Origin of the sequence: Pseudonocardia sp., from assembly GCF_025465255.1 — a bacterium.
Classification (GTDB): Bacteria; Actinomycetota; Actinomycetes; order Mycobacteriales; family Pseudonocardiaceae; genus Pseudonocardia.
Genome location: NZ_JAODNI010000184.1, coordinates 1 through 15,108 on the forward strand (window position 1 = coordinate 1; position 15,108 = coordinate 15,108).

The 15,108-nt window shown below is 73.2% G+C and carries 20 protein-coding genes; 10 read left to right on the forward strand and 10 right to left on the reverse strand.

The genetic code is table 11. The annotated features are described in order from the left end of the window. Positions 1–450, forward strand: a 450-nt coding sequence (locus tag JWP64_RS22410) for a DUF1330 domain-containing protein (RefSeq protein WP_297500385.1), incomplete at its 5' end; no start/stop codon positions are given. 89 nt (positions 451–539) lie between these two features. Here JWP64_RS22410 and JWP64_RS22405 read toward each other — a convergent pair. Next, positions 540–1,109, reverse strand: coding sequence for a DJ-1/PfpI family protein (locus tag JWP64_RS22405; RefSeq protein WP_297500388.1), 570 nt, complete (start codon positions 1,107–1,109; stop codon positions 540–542). Between the two features lie 176 nt (positions 1,110–1,285). On the opposite strand from JWP64_RS22405, the gene JWP64_RS22400 reads away from it, so the two are divergent. After that, entirely contained in the window at positions 1,286–2,377 is a 1,092-nt protein-coding gene (locus JWP64_RS22400; protein WP_297500391.1) for a glycoside hydrolase family 76 protein, read from the forward strand. A 4-nt stretch (positions 2,378–2,381) separates the two neighbouring features. Here the strand turns inward: JWP64_RS22400 and JWP64_RS22395 are convergent, their stop codons facing one another. The 4 genes from JWP64_RS22395 to JWP64_RS22380 all read right to left on the reverse strand — a co-directional run bounded on the left by JWP64_RS22395 (position 2,382) and on the right by JWP64_RS22380 (position 4,838). Then, positions 2,382–3,056, reverse strand: coding sequence for a DedA family protein (locus JWP64_RS22395; RefSeq protein WP_297500394.1), 675 nt, complete (start codon positions 3,054–3,056; stop codon positions 2,382–2,384). 61 nt (positions 3,057–3,117) lie between these two features. Beyond that, positions 3,118–3,783, reverse strand: a complete 666-nt coding sequence (locus JWP64_RS22390) for a VTT domain-containing protein (RefSeq protein WP_297500397.1) — start codon at positions 3,781–3,783, stop codon at positions 3,118–3,120. Between the two features lie 27 nt (positions 3,784–3,810). Next, positions 3,811–4,161 carry a hypothetical protein gene (locus tag JWP64_RS22385; RefSeq protein ID WP_297500400.1) on the reverse strand — a complete coding sequence of 117 codons (351 nt, stop codon included), beginning with the start codon at positions 4,159–4,161 and terminating at the stop codon, positions 3,811–3,813. Between the two features lie 17 nt (positions 4,162–4,178). Then, positions 4,179–4,838 carry a SigE family RNA polymerase sigma factor gene (locus JWP64_RS22380; protein ID WP_297500403.1) on the reverse strand — a complete coding sequence of 220 codons (660 nt, stop codon included), beginning with the start codon at positions 4,836–4,838 and terminating at the stop codon, positions 4,179–4,181. 99 nt (positions 4,839–4,937) lie between these two features. Between JWP64_RS22380 and fbaA (JWP64_RS22375) the strand changes: the two genes are divergently transcribed. From fbaA (JWP64_RS22375) to JWP64_RS22365, 3 genes are read left to right on the forward strand one after another with little or no spacing between them, the layout of a single operon-like run. Continuing rightward, positions 4,938–5,972: a class II fructose-bisphosphate aldolase gene (fbaA, locus tag JWP64_RS22375; RefSeq protein ID WP_297500406.1), complete on the forward strand. Its 1,035-nt coding sequence runs from the start codon at positions 4,938–4,940 to the stop codon at positions 5,970–5,972. Between the two features lie 41 nt (positions 5,973–6,013). Beyond that, on the forward strand, positions 6,014–6,427 hold the full coding sequence (locus JWP64_RS22370) for a DUF3151 domain-containing protein (RefSeq protein WP_297500409.1): 414 nt from the start codon (positions 6,014–6,016) through the stop codon (positions 6,425–6,427). 5 nt (positions 6,428–6,432) lie between these two features. Next, complete coding sequence (locus JWP64_RS22365) at positions 6,433–7,530, forward strand: FUSC family protein (protein ID WP_297500412.1); 1,098 nt, start codon at positions 6,433–6,435, stop codon at positions 7,528–7,530. A gap of 48 nt (positions 7,531–7,578) precedes the next feature. On the opposite strand, the gene JWP64_RS22360 is transcribed toward JWP64_RS22365, so the two are convergent. From JWP64_RS22360 to fbaA (JWP64_RS22350), 3 genes are read right to left on the reverse strand one after another with little or no spacing between them, the layout of a single operon-like run. Continuing rightward, entirely contained in the window at positions 7,579–8,676 is a 1,098-nt protein-coding gene (locus JWP64_RS22360; RefSeq protein ID WP_297500412.1) for an FUSC family protein, read from the reverse strand. A gap of 5 nt (positions 8,677–8,681) precedes the next feature. Continuing rightward, positions 8,682–9,095: a DUF3151 domain-containing protein gene (locus tag JWP64_RS22355; protein ID WP_297500409.1), complete on the reverse strand. Its 414-nt coding sequence runs from the start codon at positions 9,093–9,095 to the stop codon at positions 8,682–8,684. A gap of 41 nt (positions 9,096–9,136) precedes the next feature. Further along, entirely contained in the window at positions 9,137–10,171 is a 1,035-nt protein-coding gene (fbaA, locus tag JWP64_RS22350) for a class II fructose-bisphosphate aldolase (RefSeq protein ID WP_297500406.1), read from the reverse strand. A gap of 99 nt (positions 10,172–10,270) precedes the next feature. On the opposite strand from fbaA (JWP64_RS22350), the gene JWP64_RS22345 reads away from it, so the two are divergent. The 4 genes from JWP64_RS22345 to JWP64_RS22330 all read left to right on the forward strand — a co-directional run bounded on the left by JWP64_RS22345 (position 10,271) and on the right by JWP64_RS22330 (position 12,727). Continuing rightward, complete coding sequence (locus JWP64_RS22345) at positions 10,271–10,930, forward strand: SigE family RNA polymerase sigma factor (protein ID WP_297500403.1); 660 nt, start codon at positions 10,271–10,273, stop codon at positions 10,928–10,930. 17 nt (positions 10,931–10,947) lie between these two features. Next, entirely contained in the window at positions 10,948–11,298 is a 351-nt protein-coding gene (locus JWP64_RS22340) for a hypothetical protein (RefSeq protein WP_297500400.1), read from the forward strand. Positions 11,299–11,325: 27 nt separating this feature from the next. Further along, positions 11,326–11,991 (forward strand): VTT domain-containing protein, encoded by a 666-nt coding sequence (locus tag JWP64_RS22335; protein ID WP_297500397.1) that lies wholly within the window; start codon positions 11,326–11,328, stop codon positions 11,989–11,991. A gap of 61 nt (positions 11,992–12,052) precedes the next feature. After that, the gene (locus JWP64_RS22330; RefSeq protein ID WP_297500394.1) at positions 12,053–12,727 is read left to right on the forward strand and encodes a DedA family protein; all 675 of its coding nucleotides are present in this window, start codon (positions 12,053–12,055) and stop codon (positions 12,725–12,727) included. 4 nt (positions 12,728–12,731) lie between these two features. Here JWP64_RS22330 and JWP64_RS22325 read toward each other — a convergent pair whose 3' ends face one another. Continuing rightward, on the reverse strand, positions 12,732–13,823 hold the full coding sequence (locus JWP64_RS22325) for a glycoside hydrolase family 76 protein (RefSeq protein WP_297500391.1): 1,092 nt from the start codon (positions 13,821–13,823) through the stop codon (positions 12,732–12,734). Between the two features lie 176 nt (positions 13,824–13,999). Here JWP64_RS22325 and JWP64_RS22320 point away from each other — a divergent pair, with 176 nt between their 5' ends. Further along, positions 14,000–14,569 carry a DJ-1/PfpI family protein gene (locus tag JWP64_RS22320; protein WP_297500388.1) on the forward strand — a complete coding sequence of 190 codons (570 nt, stop codon included), beginning with the start codon at positions 14,000–14,002 and terminating at the stop codon, positions 14,567–14,569. Positions 14,570–14,658: 89 nt separating this feature from the next. Here the strand turns inward: JWP64_RS22320 and JWP64_RS22315 are convergent. Beyond that, positions 14,659–15,108, reverse strand: a 450-nt coding sequence (locus JWP64_RS22315) for a DUF1330 domain-containing protein (protein WP_297500385.1), incomplete at its 5' end; no start/stop codon positions are given.

The window sequence follows — 15,108 nt, forward strand, 5'->3', positions numbered from 1 at the left end:
GCGATCAAAACTCAGCAAGGAGGTGACGGTCACCCGCTTACCTCCGACGTCATCGACCGGCCGCCCGCGACGCCGGATGCTCATGAGGTGCCCGGCCGGGGCACGGACACCCAGGAGGACACCATGACCGCCTATGCCATCGCCCACCTGCGCAGCGTCGACCTGAACGCCTCGATCGTGGAGTACCTGACCCGCATCGACGCGACACTCGAGCCGCACGGGGGCGCCTTCGTCGTGCACGGCGCCACGCCCGACGTCCTCGAGGACGAGTTCCCCGGCACCGTCGTGGTGATCGGCTTCCCGACCCTCGACGACGCCCGCGCCTGGTACGACTCGCCCGCCTACCGGGCGATCCTGCCGCTGCGCACCGAGAACTCCGACGGGACGGCGTTCCTCGTCGAGGGCGTGGCCGCCGGCTACCGTGCGGACTCGTTCCTCACGAAGGCGTGAGGCTCAGTGCCGGTGGCCGGTGTGCTCCGCCGGCCGCCGGAGCATCGCCAGCACCATCGCCGGGAGCATGAGCACGTGGCCCGCCAGGATCACGCCCTCCCCGGAGAGCACACCCGCCCAGTACGGCACGAGGAGCAGCACGAACGGCACGTACATGGCGAGCGCACCGACGGCCGCGGCGCGGGCGGCGACCAGACCGGGCTCGCGTACTGGCTCTGCCCACCCGCCCGGCGGACCGGCAGGACCGGCTCGCGGGCGATCGCCTGCTCGACGAGCGCGAGCGCCAGGTCCATCCCGGCGGTCACGCCCGCCGAGGTCCAGATCCGGCCGGCCCGCACGAAGATCGGGTCCGGCCGGACTTCGACCTCGGGGTGCTCGGCGGCGAACCGCCCCGCCGCGCGCCAGTGCGTCGTGGCCGGCAGCCCGTCGAGCAGTCCGGCGCGGGCGAGCAGGAAGGATCCTGTGCAGACGGACACGATCCGCTCCGCGCGTGCCGCCGCCTGCCGGATCCACGCGACGAGCACCGGCGTGTCGAGCTCACGCGTGCCACCCCCGCCCGGGACCAGCAGCGTGCCGCGCTCGCCCACGAACTCGACCTCGTAGCCCGCCTTCCCCCGCAGCACCCAGGTGGCGATGCGCAGGACCTCGTGCGGCCCCACGGCGTCCAGGGCTGGATGCCGTCGAAGACCGGGACGAGGACGCGATGCAGGGCCACGCCACAGCGGTGGCGGGGCCCGTGGATGGCGTCAACGACGGGCTCCCCTCGGATCCCGCCATCGGCAGGACGCGGGCATCAGGGGTGACCCCGGACGGGAGGGGCTGCGATGATCGCCGCGTGGCACGCAGACACGCTCCGGTGCGGAACCTGGTCTGGGCCGAGCGGGCGGCGGAGGCCGAGCGCGCCGTCCGGAGCCGCTCGGTGCGCCGGCTCGCCGGCGTCGTCCAGGGGACCCGGATCGGGCGGGTCGCCGCGAACCGTCCGGCGAGCCCGCACACCCTGCTCGGTCCGTGGCACTACTGGTGGCAGGCGCACCTGCTGGACTGCCTGCTCGACGCCCAGCTGCGCGAGCCCTCGGACCGCCGCGGCCGCGAGCTCGCCGCGCTCGTCCGCGGGATCCGGCTGCGCAACCTCGGCCGCTGGACCAACGACTACTACGACGACATCGCCTGGTTGGGCCTGGTCGTGCGCCGGGCCGGCGTCCGGCTCCGGAGGACCGGGCCGAAGGCCGTCGCCGCGATCACCGCACGGCTGCGCGCGGGCCACACCCCGGCCGGCGGTGGCGGCATCTGGTGGCGCCGGGGCGACGACTTCAAGAACGCCCCGGCGAACGGTCCGGCGGCGATCCTGCTGGCCAGGACCGGGGACGTCGCCCGCGCCGTCGCGATCGTCGACTGGATGGCCGCGACGCTCGTCGACCCGGACACCGGCCTGGTCCGGGACGGGATCCGGCCCGACCCGGTCACGGGGGTCTGGACGGTCGAGGGCATCGCCTACACCTACTGCCAGGGTGTCTACCTAGGCGCCTGCGTCGAGCTGGCCGAACGCGACGGGGACCCGCGCTGGGCGCGCCGCGCCGCCGCCGTCGTCGAGGCGGTCCGGGAGCACCTGGCGGAGCCCGACGGGGTGATCGGCGGCTACGACGACGGCGGGGACGGTGGCCTGTTCAACGGCATCCTGGTCCGCTACCTGGCGGACGCGGCGGTCCGGCTGCCGGCGCTCGCCCCCACGGCCGCGCACCTGGTGACGGCGAGCGCGGAGCGGGCATGGGAGAACCGGGCCACCGACGCGTCCGGCCCGGTGTTCGCCCACGACTGGCGGCGTCCCGCGCGTCAGCCGCGAGCCGGGACCCCGGAGTCCGCGCTGTCCGTGCAGCTCTCGGGCTGGATGCTGCTCGAGGCCGCCGCCCGCCTGGAACGGGGCCGGTAGTGGATCAGATCTGTCCGGGCGAGGGTTCGGCAGAGCTGTCGTCGACGGGCTTGCGCATCTCCTGACGGAACCGCACCAGCCCCAGCACCGTCCCGATCACGAAGAACGCGATCGCCCCGACGACGACCACGTGCTTGACCCACGGGACGCCGTCCAGCGCCCCGGCGCCGTAGAAGCCGAGCATCATCAGCGTCGGCACCCAGAGGAGCGCCCCGACGGCGTTGGCCACGATGAACCTCCGGTTGTCCATCCGCGCGGCCCCCGCGATCATCGGCGCCAGGGTGCGGATCCAGGGGATCCACCGGGCGACGACGATCGACCAGAAGCCTCGCCGGTCCAGGAACGCCCCGGTCCGGTCCAGGTTCGCCCGGTTGAGCATCTTCCCGTCCTTGCGGGCCAGCAGCCGGGTCCCGGTGTAGCGCCCGACGAGGTAGCCGACCTGGTTGCCGGCCACCGCGACGCCGGTGGCGACCGCGGCGAGCAGCCAGGCGCCGCCCTCGTGGCCGTGCGCCGCGAGCACGACGCCCGCGGCGACCAGCAGGGAGTCCCCGGGCAGGAACAGCCCGACGACGAACGCACACTCCAGGAACACGAAGGTCAGGACGACGATCCAGACGGTGACCGGCCCCGCGGAACCGAGCGGCTCGAAGGCGAGGTAGTGGTCTGCTGCGAGCGTCATCGTCGTCTCGGATCTCCTGACGGGGCGCCGGGAGGAGGTTCGCCCGGCGCCGTCGCGTGCATCAGCGGGCGTGCGCGCCCTTGGGGCGGTCGCGCCGTGCCCGCAGGATCTCGATGATGATCGGGACCACCGAGAGGAGCACGATGAGGATGAGCATCAGCTCGATGTTGTTCTTGACGACGTCGAACTGGCCGAGGAAGTAGCCGAGCACCGTGACGCCGGCAGCCCAGGCGACGCCGCCGATCAGCGAGTACGTCAGGTAGCGCTTGGCCTCCATCTGCCCGACGCCCGCCATGACGGTGATGAAGGTCCGGACGACCGGGACGAACCGGCCCAGCACGATCGCCCGGTTGCCGTACTTGTCGAAGAACTCCTGGGTCTTCGCCACGTGGCTCGGCTTGAACAGCCTGCTCTTCGGCTTGTCGAAGATCGCGGGCCCGGCCTTGCGGCCGATCGCGTACCCCGTGGCGTTCCCGGCGAACGCGGCCACGATCAGGATCAGGCAGGTGAGCCACAGCGGCGTCCTGATCGCGCCGCTCGCCACGAACAGGCCCGCCGTGAACAGCAGCGAGTCACCGGGCAGGAAGAAGCCGAGGAGCAGGCCGCACTCGGCGAAGACGATCAGCGCCAGGCCGACGAGCGCCCAGGGGCCGAGCCATTCGATGATGGTGTCGGGCTTCAGCCATTCGGGGCCGAGCGCGAGGGTCGTGGTGGCGAGAGGCGTCACGGGGCATGACGGTACCGGTCGGGCCCGTCAGCCGATCGTGGGCAGTACTCCCGGGAGCAGGATCGAGATCAGCGCGAGCCCGCACCCGAGCACCGCGCCGGCCAGCAGGGCGATCAGCAACGGCCAGAGGATCGGCCCGAGCGCGCTCGCGGACGTCTGGCGGGCGACACCGGGGGCCGGCCGCCCCGCTCCCGGCGGGCCGGGGGCGCGCGGCGGCGGTGGCAGCGTTGACGGCTGGTCCCGGGTGGCCGACGAGGCGGGGGCCGGCACGTGGGGCACGGAGCCGCCGGACTGCGACGCGTGGGCGCGCAGTGCCTCGGCCAGCCGCTGCTCCGGATCCGGCGCGGCGTACGGCTGGGGTGCTCCCTGCCGGCTCATGGCGTCCCCGTCCTCATTCAGCGTCCCCCGGATCGTTCCGCGAGCACCCGGGCGACCGTGTCGAGCGCCCGGCTGGCGGTCGACTTCACGGTGCCCCGGCTGATCCCGGCGGACTCGGCGATCTCCGCCTCCGAGAGCCCACCGTAGTAGCGCAGCACGAGGACCTCACGCTGTCGGGGCGGGAGCGACGCCAGGGCGTCGACCACCGACTGGTGTTCCGCGGACAGCATGGCCAGCGACTCCGCGGAGCGCGCGTTGACCCCGTGCGGCGCCACGTACTCCCGGGCGGTGCGGCGGCGCCGGAGAACGGACCGCGACCCGTTGACGACCGCGGTGCGCAGGTACGCGACGGCGGCGGCCTCGTCCCGCAGCCCCGACCAGTGCCGGTGCAGGCCGGTGAAGGCCTCCTGCACGACGTCCTCGGCGGTGGCGGGCTGGTCCACGAGCAGGACGGCCAGCCGGATGAGCCGCATCCGGTGGTCCCGGTAGAGGTCCGCGAGCGTCAGCGGGGCCGGTGGTGCACCCGTCGGCGGGGCCGCGGGCGGGGCCACCGTCGGGTCCGGGCGGCTGTCGATCCGCCGCAGTCGGGTGAGGGTGCGCTCGACAGCACCCTCGGCGCCGCTGTCCCCCGCGGCGTCGAGCCGGCCGTCGATCCAGCCCTCGATCCGGTCCCCCACGCCGTCAGCTTAACGGCGAGGTCGATCAGGGGTCCTCACCGCGCGTCCCGGGTAGGCGATACTGACTGCCGAAATCCGTGGACGTCGAGGAGGTCAACCATGCCGATCGCCACTCCCGAGATCTACAACGAGATGCTGGACAAGGCGAAGAGCGGCGAGTACGCCTATCCCGCCATCAACGTGACCAGCACGGAGACGCTGAACGCGGCCCTGCGCGGCTTCGCCGAGGCGGGCAGCGACGGCATCGTCCAGGTGTCCACCGGCGGTGCCGAGTTCCTCTCCGGGACCCGGGTCAAGGACATGGTCACGGGTGCGGTCGGGCTGGCCGAGTTCGCCCATGCGGTCGCGGACAGGTACCCGATCAACGTGGCGTTGCACACCGACCACTGCCCCAAGGACAAGCTGGACAGCTTCGTCCGGCCGCTCATCAAGATTAGCCAGGAGCGCGTCGCGAAGGGCCTGAACCCGCTCTTCCAGTCCCACATGTGGGACGGCTCGGCGGTGGAGCTCGAGGAGAACCTGAAGATCGCGGCGGAGCTGCTCGAGGAGGCGGCGAAGGCGAAGATCATCCTCGAGGTCGAGATCGGTGTCGTGGGCGGCGAGGAGGACGGCGTCGCGCACGACATCAACGAGAAGCTCTACACCGCGCCGGGCGACTACGAGCGCGTGGTCGAGATGCTCGGCGCCGGGGAGAAGGGCCGCTACCTGCTGGCCGCGACCTTCGGCAACGTGCACGGCGTCTATAAGCCGGGCAACGTCAAGCTCCGCCCGGAGATCCTGAAGCAGGGTCAGGAGGTCGCACGGGAGAAGCTCGGCCTGAGCCACGGCGAGAAGCCGTTCGACCTGGTCTTCCACGGCGGCTCCGGCTCGCTCCTGGAGGAGATCCACGAGGCGCTCACCTACGGCGTCGTGAAGATGAACGTGGACACCGACACCCAGTACGCGTTCACCCGGCCCATCGCCGACCACATGTTCAAGAACTACGACGGCGTGCTGAAGGTGGACGGCGAGGTCGGTAACAAGAAGGCCTACGACCCGCGCGTCTACATGAAGAAGGCCGAGGTCGCGATGTCCGAGCGCGTCATCGAGGCCTGTGAGAACCTGAAGTCCGCCGGGAAGTCGCTGGCGGGCTGACCCGCGGGGATGCTCCGGGCCCGAGGGGGCAGGATGTCGGCATGAGTGTGCACGGCAACCTTCTCGGCCCGGAGCCGACCCGCCTCCCGATCGACCCCGCGGCGGCCGCGCTGGAGAACGGTGAGGACCCGGCCGACGTGGCCGCGGCCAGCCCGACGTCGGTGATCGCCTGGGCCACCCTCGCCGAGAACTCCCTCGCCGAGGGCGCCTCGATCACCGCCTACGCGTACGCCCGCACCGGGTACCACCGCGGCCTGGATCAGCTCCGGCGCAACGGTTGGAAGGGCTTCGGCCCGATCCCGTGGTCGCACGAGCCCAACCGCGGCGTCCTGCGGGCGCTCGCCGCGCTGCTGCGCGCGTCCGAGGCGATCGGCGAGACGGACGAGGTCGAACGCCTCCGCGCCTTCATCGCGGAGTCCGATCCCACGGCGCCGGCCGCACTCGGCCTGGCCTGACGGCCGTGCTCCGCCGGATTCGCTCCCGGGCCCGCACGCGGCTGGAGCTCGGCGGACGGCGGCTGCGGGTCTCGGCGCTGCCGATCCTGCAGTGCTCCGTGGCGGCCGGGATCGCCTGGTGGGTCGCGAACGACCTGGTCGGGCACGACCGGCCCTTCTTCGCGCCGATCGCCGCGGTCCTGTGCCTCGGCGTCTCCCTCGGGACGCGGCGCCGGCGGGTGGTCGAGCTCGTCGTCGGCGTCAGCCTCGGCGTGCTCGTCGGGGACCTGCTGATCTCCGCGATCGGCTCGGGGACCTGGCAGATCGCGCTGGTCGTGGCGCTGGCGATGGCGGCCGCGGTGTTCACCGACGGGGCCACGCTGATCGTCGCACAGGCCGGCTCGTCCGCCGTGCTCGTCGCGACGCTGCTGCCGCCCGGAGGCGTCGGTGGGGTCAACCGCGCCCTCGACGCGGTGATCGGCGGCGCGGTGGGGCTGCTCGTCGCCGCCGTCCTGCCGTCGCACCCGCTCGGCCCCGTCCGCCGGCAGGCCCACGCGGTGCTCGACGAGCTCGCGGGCGTCCTGTTCGGCATCGCGGACGCCCTGCGCGGACGGGACGCGGAAGCGGCGAGCGCGGCGCTCGCCCGGGCCCGGCGGAGCCAGCCCCTGATCGACGCGCTGCGGGCCGCCCTGGCCTCCGGCCGCGAGGTGACGTCGGTGGCCCCCCTGCGCCGCCCGCACCGGCGCACGCTGCTCCGGTTCACGGAGCTCGCCGAGCGCACGGACTACGCGATGCGCAACGCCCGGGTGCTCGCCCGGCGCGCGCTCACGGCCATCGGGGACGACGAGCCCGCGGTCGAGGACCTGGCCGACGCCGTCGCGCAGCTGGGCGCGGCGGTGCAGAAGCTGACCGAGCAGATCGGCGAGGACGGGGACCGGGCGAAGGCCCGCGAACCGATCCTCGAGCTCGTCCACGACTCGCCGGTCCTCGGGGACGGGGCCGGTGACCGCGGAGTGTCCGAGCAGGTCATGATCGCGCAGCTCCGCTCGATCGCGATCGACCTGCTGCAGGCCACGGGCCTGACCCGGCAGGAGGCCCAGGCCGCCCTGCGCGCCCACCTCTGAGAGGTGCGCGGGTGTGCGCAGAGCGCTCTGCGCACACCCGCGCACCTCTCAGAGGTGGGCGCGCAGGGCGGCCTGGGCCTCCTGCCGGGTCAGGCCCGTGGCCTGCAGCAGGTCGATCGCGATCGAGCGGAGCTGCGCGATCATGACCTGCTCGGACACTCCGCGGTCACCGGCCCCGTCCCCGAGGACCGGCGAGTCGTGGACGAGCTCGAGGATCGGTTCGCGGGCCTTCGCCCGGTCCCCGTCCTCGCCGATCTGCTCGGTCAGCTTCTGCACCGCCGCGCCCAGCTGCGCGACGGCGTCGGCCAGGTCCTCGACCGCGGGCTCGTCGTCCCCGATGGCCGTGAGCGCGCGCCGGGCGAGCACCCGGGCGTTGCGCATCGCGTAGTCCGTGCGCTCGGCGAGCTCCGTGAACCGGAGCAGCGTGCGCCGGTGCGGGCGGCGCAGGGGGGCCACCGACGTCACCTCGCGGCCGGAGGCCAGGGCGGCCCGCAGCGCGTCGATCAGGGGCTGGCTCCGCCGGGCCCGGGCGAGCGCCGCGCTCGCCGCTTCCGCGTCCCGTCCGCGCAGGGCGTCCGCGATGCCGAACAGGACGCCCGCGAGCTCGTCGAGCACCGCGTGGGCCTGCCGGCGGACGGGGCCGAGCGGGTGCGACGGCAGGACGGCGGCGACGAGCAGCCCCACCGCGCCGCCGATCACCGCGTCGAGGGCGCGGTTGACCCCACCGACGCCTCCGGGCGGCAGCAGCGTCGCGACGAGCACGGCGGACGAGCCGGCCTGTGCGACGATCAGCGTGGCCCCGTCGGTGAACACCGCGGCCGCCATCGCCAGCGCCACGACCAGCGCGATCTGCCAGGTCCCCGAGCCGATCGCGGAGATCAGCAGGTCCCCGACGAGCACGCCGAGGCTGACGCCGACGACGAGCTCGACCACCCGCCGGCGCCGCGTCCCGAGGGAGACGCCGAGGCACAGGACCGCGGCGATCGGCGCGAAGAAGGGCCGGTCGTGCCCGACCAGGTCGTTCGCGACCCACCAGGCGATCCCGGCCGCCACGGAGCACTGCAGGATCGGCAGCGCCGAGACCCGCAGCCGCCGTCCGCCGAGCTCCAGCCGCGTGCGGGCCCGGGAGCGAATCCGGCGGAGCACGGCCGTCAGGCCAGGCCGAGTGCGGCCGGCGCCGTGGGATCGGACTCCGCGATGAAGGCGCGGAGGCGTTCGACCTCGTCCGTCTCGCCGATCGCCTCGGACGCGCGCAGCAGCGCGGCGAGCGCCCGCAGGACGCCGCGGTTGGGCTCGTGCGACCACGGGATCGGGCCGAAGCCCTTCCAACCGTTGCGCCGGAGCTGATCCAGGCCGCGGTGGTACCCGGTGCGGGCGTACGCGTAGGCGGTGATCGAGGCGCCCTCGGCGAGGGAGTTCTCGGCGAGGGTGGCCCAGGCGATCACCGACGTCGGGCTGGCCGCGGCCACGTCGGCCGGGTCCTCACCGTTCTCCAGCGCGGCCGCCGCGGGGTCGATCGGGAGGCGGGTCGGCTCCGGGCCGAGAAGGTTGCCGTGCACACTCATGCCGACATCCTGCCCCCTCGGGCCCGGAGCATCCCCGCGGGTCAGCCCGCCAGCGACTTCCCGGCGGACTTCAGGTTCTCACAGGCCTCGATGACGCGCTCGGACATCGCGACCTCGGCCTTCTTCATGTAGACGCGCGGGTCGTAGGCCTTCTTGTTACCGACCTCGCCGTCCACCTTCAGCACGCCGTCGTAGTTCTTGAACATGTGGTCGGCGATGGGCCGGGTGAACGCGTACTGGGTGTCGGTGTCCACGTTCATCTTCACGACGCCGTAGGTGAGCGCCTCGTGGATCTCCTCCAGGAGCGAGCCGGAGCCGCCGTGGAAGACCAGGTCGAACGGCTTCTCGCCGTGGCTCAGGCCGAGCTTCTCCCGTGCGACCTCCTGACCCTGCTTCAGGATCTCCGGGCGGAGCTTGACGTTGCCCGGCTTATAGACGCCGTGCACGTTGCCGAAGGTCGCGGCCAGCAGGTAGCGGCCCTTCTCCCCGGCGCCGAGCATCTCGACCACGCGCTCGTAGTCGCCCGGCGCGGTGTAGAGCTTCTCGTTGATGTCGTGCGCGACGCCGTCCTCCTCGCCGCCCACGACACCGATCTCGACCTCGAGGATGATCTTCGCCTTCGCCGCCTCCTCGAGCAGCTCCGCCGCGATCTTCAGGTTCTCCTCGAGCTCCACCGCCGAGCCGTCCCACATGTGGGACTGGAAGAGCGGGTTCAGGCCCTTCGCGACGCGCTCCTGGCTAATCTTGATGAGCGGCCGGACGAAGCTGTCCAGCTTGTCCTTGGGGCAGTGGTCGGTGTGCAACGCCACGTTGATCGGGTACCTGTCCGCGACCGCATGGGCGAACTCGGCCAGCCCGACCGCACCCGTGACCATGTCCTTGACCCGGGTCCCGGAGAGGAACTCGGCACCGCCGGTGGACACCTGGACGATGCCGTCGCTGCCCGCCTCGGCGAAGCCGCGCAGGGCCGCGTTCAGCGTCTCCGTGCTGGTCACGTTGATGGCGGGATAGGCGTACTCGCCGCTCTTCGCCTTGTCCAGCATCTCGTTGTAGATCTCGGGAGTGGCGATCGGCATGGTTGACCTCCTCGACGTCCACGGATTTCGGCAGTCAGTATCGCCTACCCGGGACGCGCGGTGAGGACCCCTGATCGACCTCGCCGTTAAGCTGACGGCGTGGGGGACCGGATCGAGGGCTGGATCGACGGCCGGCTCGACGCCGCGGGGGACAGCGGCGCCGAGGGTGCTGTCGAGCGCACCCTCACCCGACTGCGGCGGATCGACAGCCGCCCGGACCCGACGGTGGCCCCGCCCGCGGCCCCGCCGACGGGTGCACCACCGGCCCCGCTGACGCTCGCGGACCTCTACCGGGACCACCGGATGCGGCTCATCCGGCTGGCCGTCCTGCTCGTGGACCAGCCCGCCACCGCCGAGGACGTCGTGCAGGAGGCCTTCACCGGCCTGCACCGGCACTGGTCGGGGCTGCGGGACGAGGCCGCCGCCGTCGCGTACCTGCGCACCGCGGTCGTCAACGGGTCGCGGTCCGTTCTCCGGCGCCGCCGCACCGCCCGGGAGTACGTGGCGCCGCACGGGGTCAACGCGCGCTCCGCGGAGTCGCTGGCCATGCTGTCCGCGGAACACCAGTCGGTGGTCGACGCCCTGGCGTCGCTCCCGCCCCGACAGCGTGAGGTCCTCGTGCTGCGCTACTACGGTGGGCTCTCGGAGGCGGAGATCGCCGAGTCCGCCGGGATCAGCCGGGGCACCGTGAAGTCGACCGCCAGCCGGGCGCTCGACACGGTCGCCCGGGTGCTCGCGGAACGATCCGGGGGACGCTGAATGAGGACGGGGACGCCATGAGCCGGCAGGGAGCACCCCAGCCGTACGCCGCGCCGGATCCGGAGCAGCGGCTGGCCGAGGCACTGCGCGCCCACGCGTCGCAGTCCGGCGGCTCCGTGCCCCACGTGCCGGCCCCCGCCTCGTCGGCCACCCGGGACCAGCCGTCAACGCTGCCACCGCCGCCGCGCGCCCCCGGCCCGCCGGGAGCGGGGCGGCCGGCCCCCGGTGTCGCCCGCCAGACGTCCGCGAGCGCGCTCGGGCCGATCCTCTGGCCGTTGCTGATCGCCCTGCTGGCCGGCGCGGTGCTCGGGTGCGGGCTCGCGCTGATCTCGATCCTGCTCCCGGGAGTACTGCCCACGATCGGCTGACGGGCCCGACCGGTACCGTCATGCCCCGTGACGCCTCTCGCCACCACGACCCTCGCGCTCGGCCCCGAATGGCTGAAGCCCGACACCATCATCGAATGGCTCGGCCCCTGGGCGCTCGTCGGCCTGGCGCTGATCGTCTTCGCCGAGTGCGGCCTGCTCCTCGGCTTCTTCCTGCCCGGTGACTCGCTGCTGTTCACGGCGGGCCTGTTCGTGGCGAGCGGCGCGATCAGGACGCCGCTGTGGCTCACCTGCCTGATCCTGATCGTGGCCGCGTTCGCCGGGAACGCCACGGGGTACGCGATCGGCCGCAAGGCCGGGCCCGCGATCTTCGACAAGCCGAAGAGCAGGCTGTTCAAGCCGAGCCACGTGGCGAAGACCCAGGAGTTCTTCGACAAGTACGGCAACCGGGCGATCGTGCTGGGCCGGTTCGTCCCGGTCGTCCGGACCTTCATCACCGTCATGGCGGGCGTCGGGCAGATGGAGGCCAAGCGCTACCTGACGTACTCGCTGATCGGCGGCGTCGCCTGGGCTGCCGGCGTCACGGTGCTCGGCTACTTCCTCGGCCAGTTCGACGTCGTCAAGAACAACATCGAGCTGATGCTCATCCTCATCGTGCTCCTCTCGGTGGTCCCGATCATCATCGAGATCCTGCGGGCACGGCGCGACCGCCCCAAGGGCGCGCACGCCCGCTGATGCACGCGACGGCGCCGGGCGAACCTCCTCCCGGCGCCCCGTCAGGAGATCCGAGACGACGATGACGCTCGCAGCAGACCACTACCTCGCCTTCGAGCCGCTCGGTTCCGCGGGGCCGGTCACCGTCTGGATCGTCGTCCTGACCTTCGTGTTCCTGGAGTGTGCGTTCGTCGTCGGGCTGTTCCTGCCCGGGGACTCCCTGCTGGTCGCCGCGGGCGTCGTGCTCGCGGCGCACGGCCACGAGGGCGGCGCCTGGCTGCTCGCCGCGGTCGCCACCGGCGTCGCGGTGGCCGGCAACCAGGTCGGCTACCTCGTCGGGCGCTACACCGGGACCCGGCTGCTGGCCCGCAAGGACGGGAAGATGCTCAACCGGGCGAACCTGGACCGGACCGGGGCGTTCCTGGACCGGCGAGGCTTCTGGTCGATCGTCGTCGCCCGGTGGATCCCCTGGATCCGCACCCTGGCGCCGATGATCGCGGGGGCCGCGCGGATGGACAACCGGAGGTTCATCGTGGCCAACGCCGTCGGGGCGCTCCTCTGGGTGCCGACGCTGATGATGCTCGGCTTCTACGGCGCCGGGGCGCTGGACGGCGTCCCGTGGGTCAAGCACGTGGTCGTCGTCGGGGCGATCGCGTTCTTCGTGATCGGGACGGTGCTGGGGCTGGTGCGGTTCCGTCAGGAGATGCGCAAGCCCGTCGACGACAGCTCTGCCGAACCCTCGCCCGGACAGATCTGATCCACTACCGGCCCCGTTCCAGGCGGGCGGCGGCCTCGAGCAGCATCCAGCCCGAGAGCTGCACGGACAGCGCGGACTCCGGGGTCCCGGCTCGCGGCTGACGCGCGGGACGCCGCCAGTCGTGGGCGAACACCGGGCCGGACGCGTCGGTGGCCCGGTTCTCCCATGCCCGCTCCGCGCTCGCCGTCACCAGGTGCGCGGCCGTGGGGGCGAGCGCCGGCAGCCGGACCGCCGCGTCCGCCAGGTAGCGGACCAGGATGCCGTTGAACAGGCCACCGTCCCCGCCGTCGTCGTAGCCGCCGATCACCCCGTCGGGCTCCGCCAGGTGCTCCCGGACCGCCTCGACGACGGCGGCGGCGCGGCGCGCCCAGCGCGGGTCCCCGTCGCGTTCGGCCAGCTCGACGCAGGCGCCTAGGTAGACACCCTGGCAGTAGGTGTAGGCGATGCCCTCGACCGTCCAGACCCCCGTGACCGGGTCGGGCCGGATCCCGTCCCGGACCAGGCCGGTGTCCGGGTCGACGAGCGTCGCGGCCATCCAGTCGACGATCGCGACGGCGCGGGCGACGTCCCCGGTCCTGGCCAGCAGGATCGCCGCCGGACCGTTCGCCGGGGCGTTCTTGAAGTCGTCGCCCCGGCGCCACCAGATGCCGCCACCGCCGGCCGGGGTGTGGCCCGCGCGCAGCCGTGCGGTGATCGCGGCGACGGCCTTCGGCCCGGTCCTCCGGAGCCGGACGCCGGCCCGGCGCACGACCAGGCCCAACCAGGCGATGTCGTCGTAGTAGTCGTTGGTCCAGCGGCCGAGGTTGCGCAGCCGGATCCCGCGGACGAGCGCGGCGAGCTCGCGGCCGCGGCGGTCCGAGGGCTCGCGCAGCTGGGCGTCGAGCAGGCAGTCCAGCAGGTGCGCCTGCCACCAGTAGTGCCACGGACCGAGCAGGGTGTGCGGGCTCGCCGGACGGTTCGCGGCGACCCGCCCGATCCGGGTCCCCTGGACGACGCCGGCGAGCCGGCGCACCGAGCGGCTCCGGACGGCGCGCTCGGCCTCCGCCGCCCGCTCGGCCCAGACCAGGTTCCGCACCGGAGCGTGTCTGCGTGCCACGCGGCGATCATCGCAGCCCCTCCCGTCCGGGGTCACCCCTGATGCCCGCGTCCTGCCGATGGCGGGATCCGAGGGGAGCCCGTCGTTGACGCCATCCACGGGCCCCGCCACCGCTGTGGCGTGGCCCTGCATCGCGTCCTCGTCCCGGTCTTCGACGGCATCCAGCCCTGGACGCCGTGGGGCCGCACGAGGTCCTGCGCATCGCCACCTGGGTGCTGCGGGGGAAGGCGGGCTACGAGGTCGAGTTCGTGGGCGAGCGCGGCACGCTGCTGGTCCCGGGCGGGGGTGGCACGCGTGAGCTCGACACGCCGGTGCTCGTCGCGTGGATCCGGCAGGCGGCGGCACGCGCGGAGCGGATCGTGTCCGTCTGCACAGGATCCTTCCTGCTCGCCCGCGCCGGACTGCTCGACGGGCTGCCGGCCACGACGCACTGGCGCGCGGCGGGGCGGTTCGCCGCCGAGCACCCCGAGGTCGAAGTCCGGCCGGACCCGATCTTCGTGCGGGCCGGCCGGATCTGGACCTCGGCGGGCGTGACCGCCGGGATGGACCTGGCGCTCGCGCTCGTCGAGCAGGCGATCGCCCGCGAGCCGGTCCTGCCGGTCCGCCGGGCGGGTGGGCAGAGCCAGTACGCGAGCCCGGTCTGGTCGCCGCCCGCGCCGCGGCCGTCGGTGCGCTCGCCATGTACGTGCCGTTCGTGCTGCTCCTCGTGCCGTACTGGGCGGGTGTGCTCTCCGGGGAGGGCGTGATCCTGGCGGGCCACGTGCTCATGCTCCCGGCGATGGTGCTGGCGATGCTCCGGCGGCCGGCGGAGCACACCGGCCACCGGCACTGAGCCTCACGCCTTCGTGAGGAACGAGTCCGCACGGTAGCCGGCGGCCACGCCCTCGACGAGGAACGCCGTCCCGTCGGAGTTCTCGGTGCGCAGCGGCAGGATCGCCCGGTAGGCGGGCGAGTCGTACCAGGCGCGGGCGTCGTCGAGGGTCGGGAAGCCGATCACCACGACGGTGCCGGGGAACTCGTCCTCGAGGACGTCGGGCGTGGCGCCGTGCACGACGAAGGCGCCCCCGTGCGGCTCGAGTGTCGCGTCGATGCGGGTCAGGTACTCCACGATCGAGGCGTTCAGGTCGACGCTGCGCAGGTGGGCGATGGCATAGGCGGTCATGGTGTCCTCCTGGGTGTCCGTGCCCCGGCCGGGCACCTCATGAGCATCCGGCGTCGCGGGCGGCCGGTCGATGACGTCGGAGGTAAGCGGGTGACCGTCACCTCCTTGCTGAGTTTTGATCGC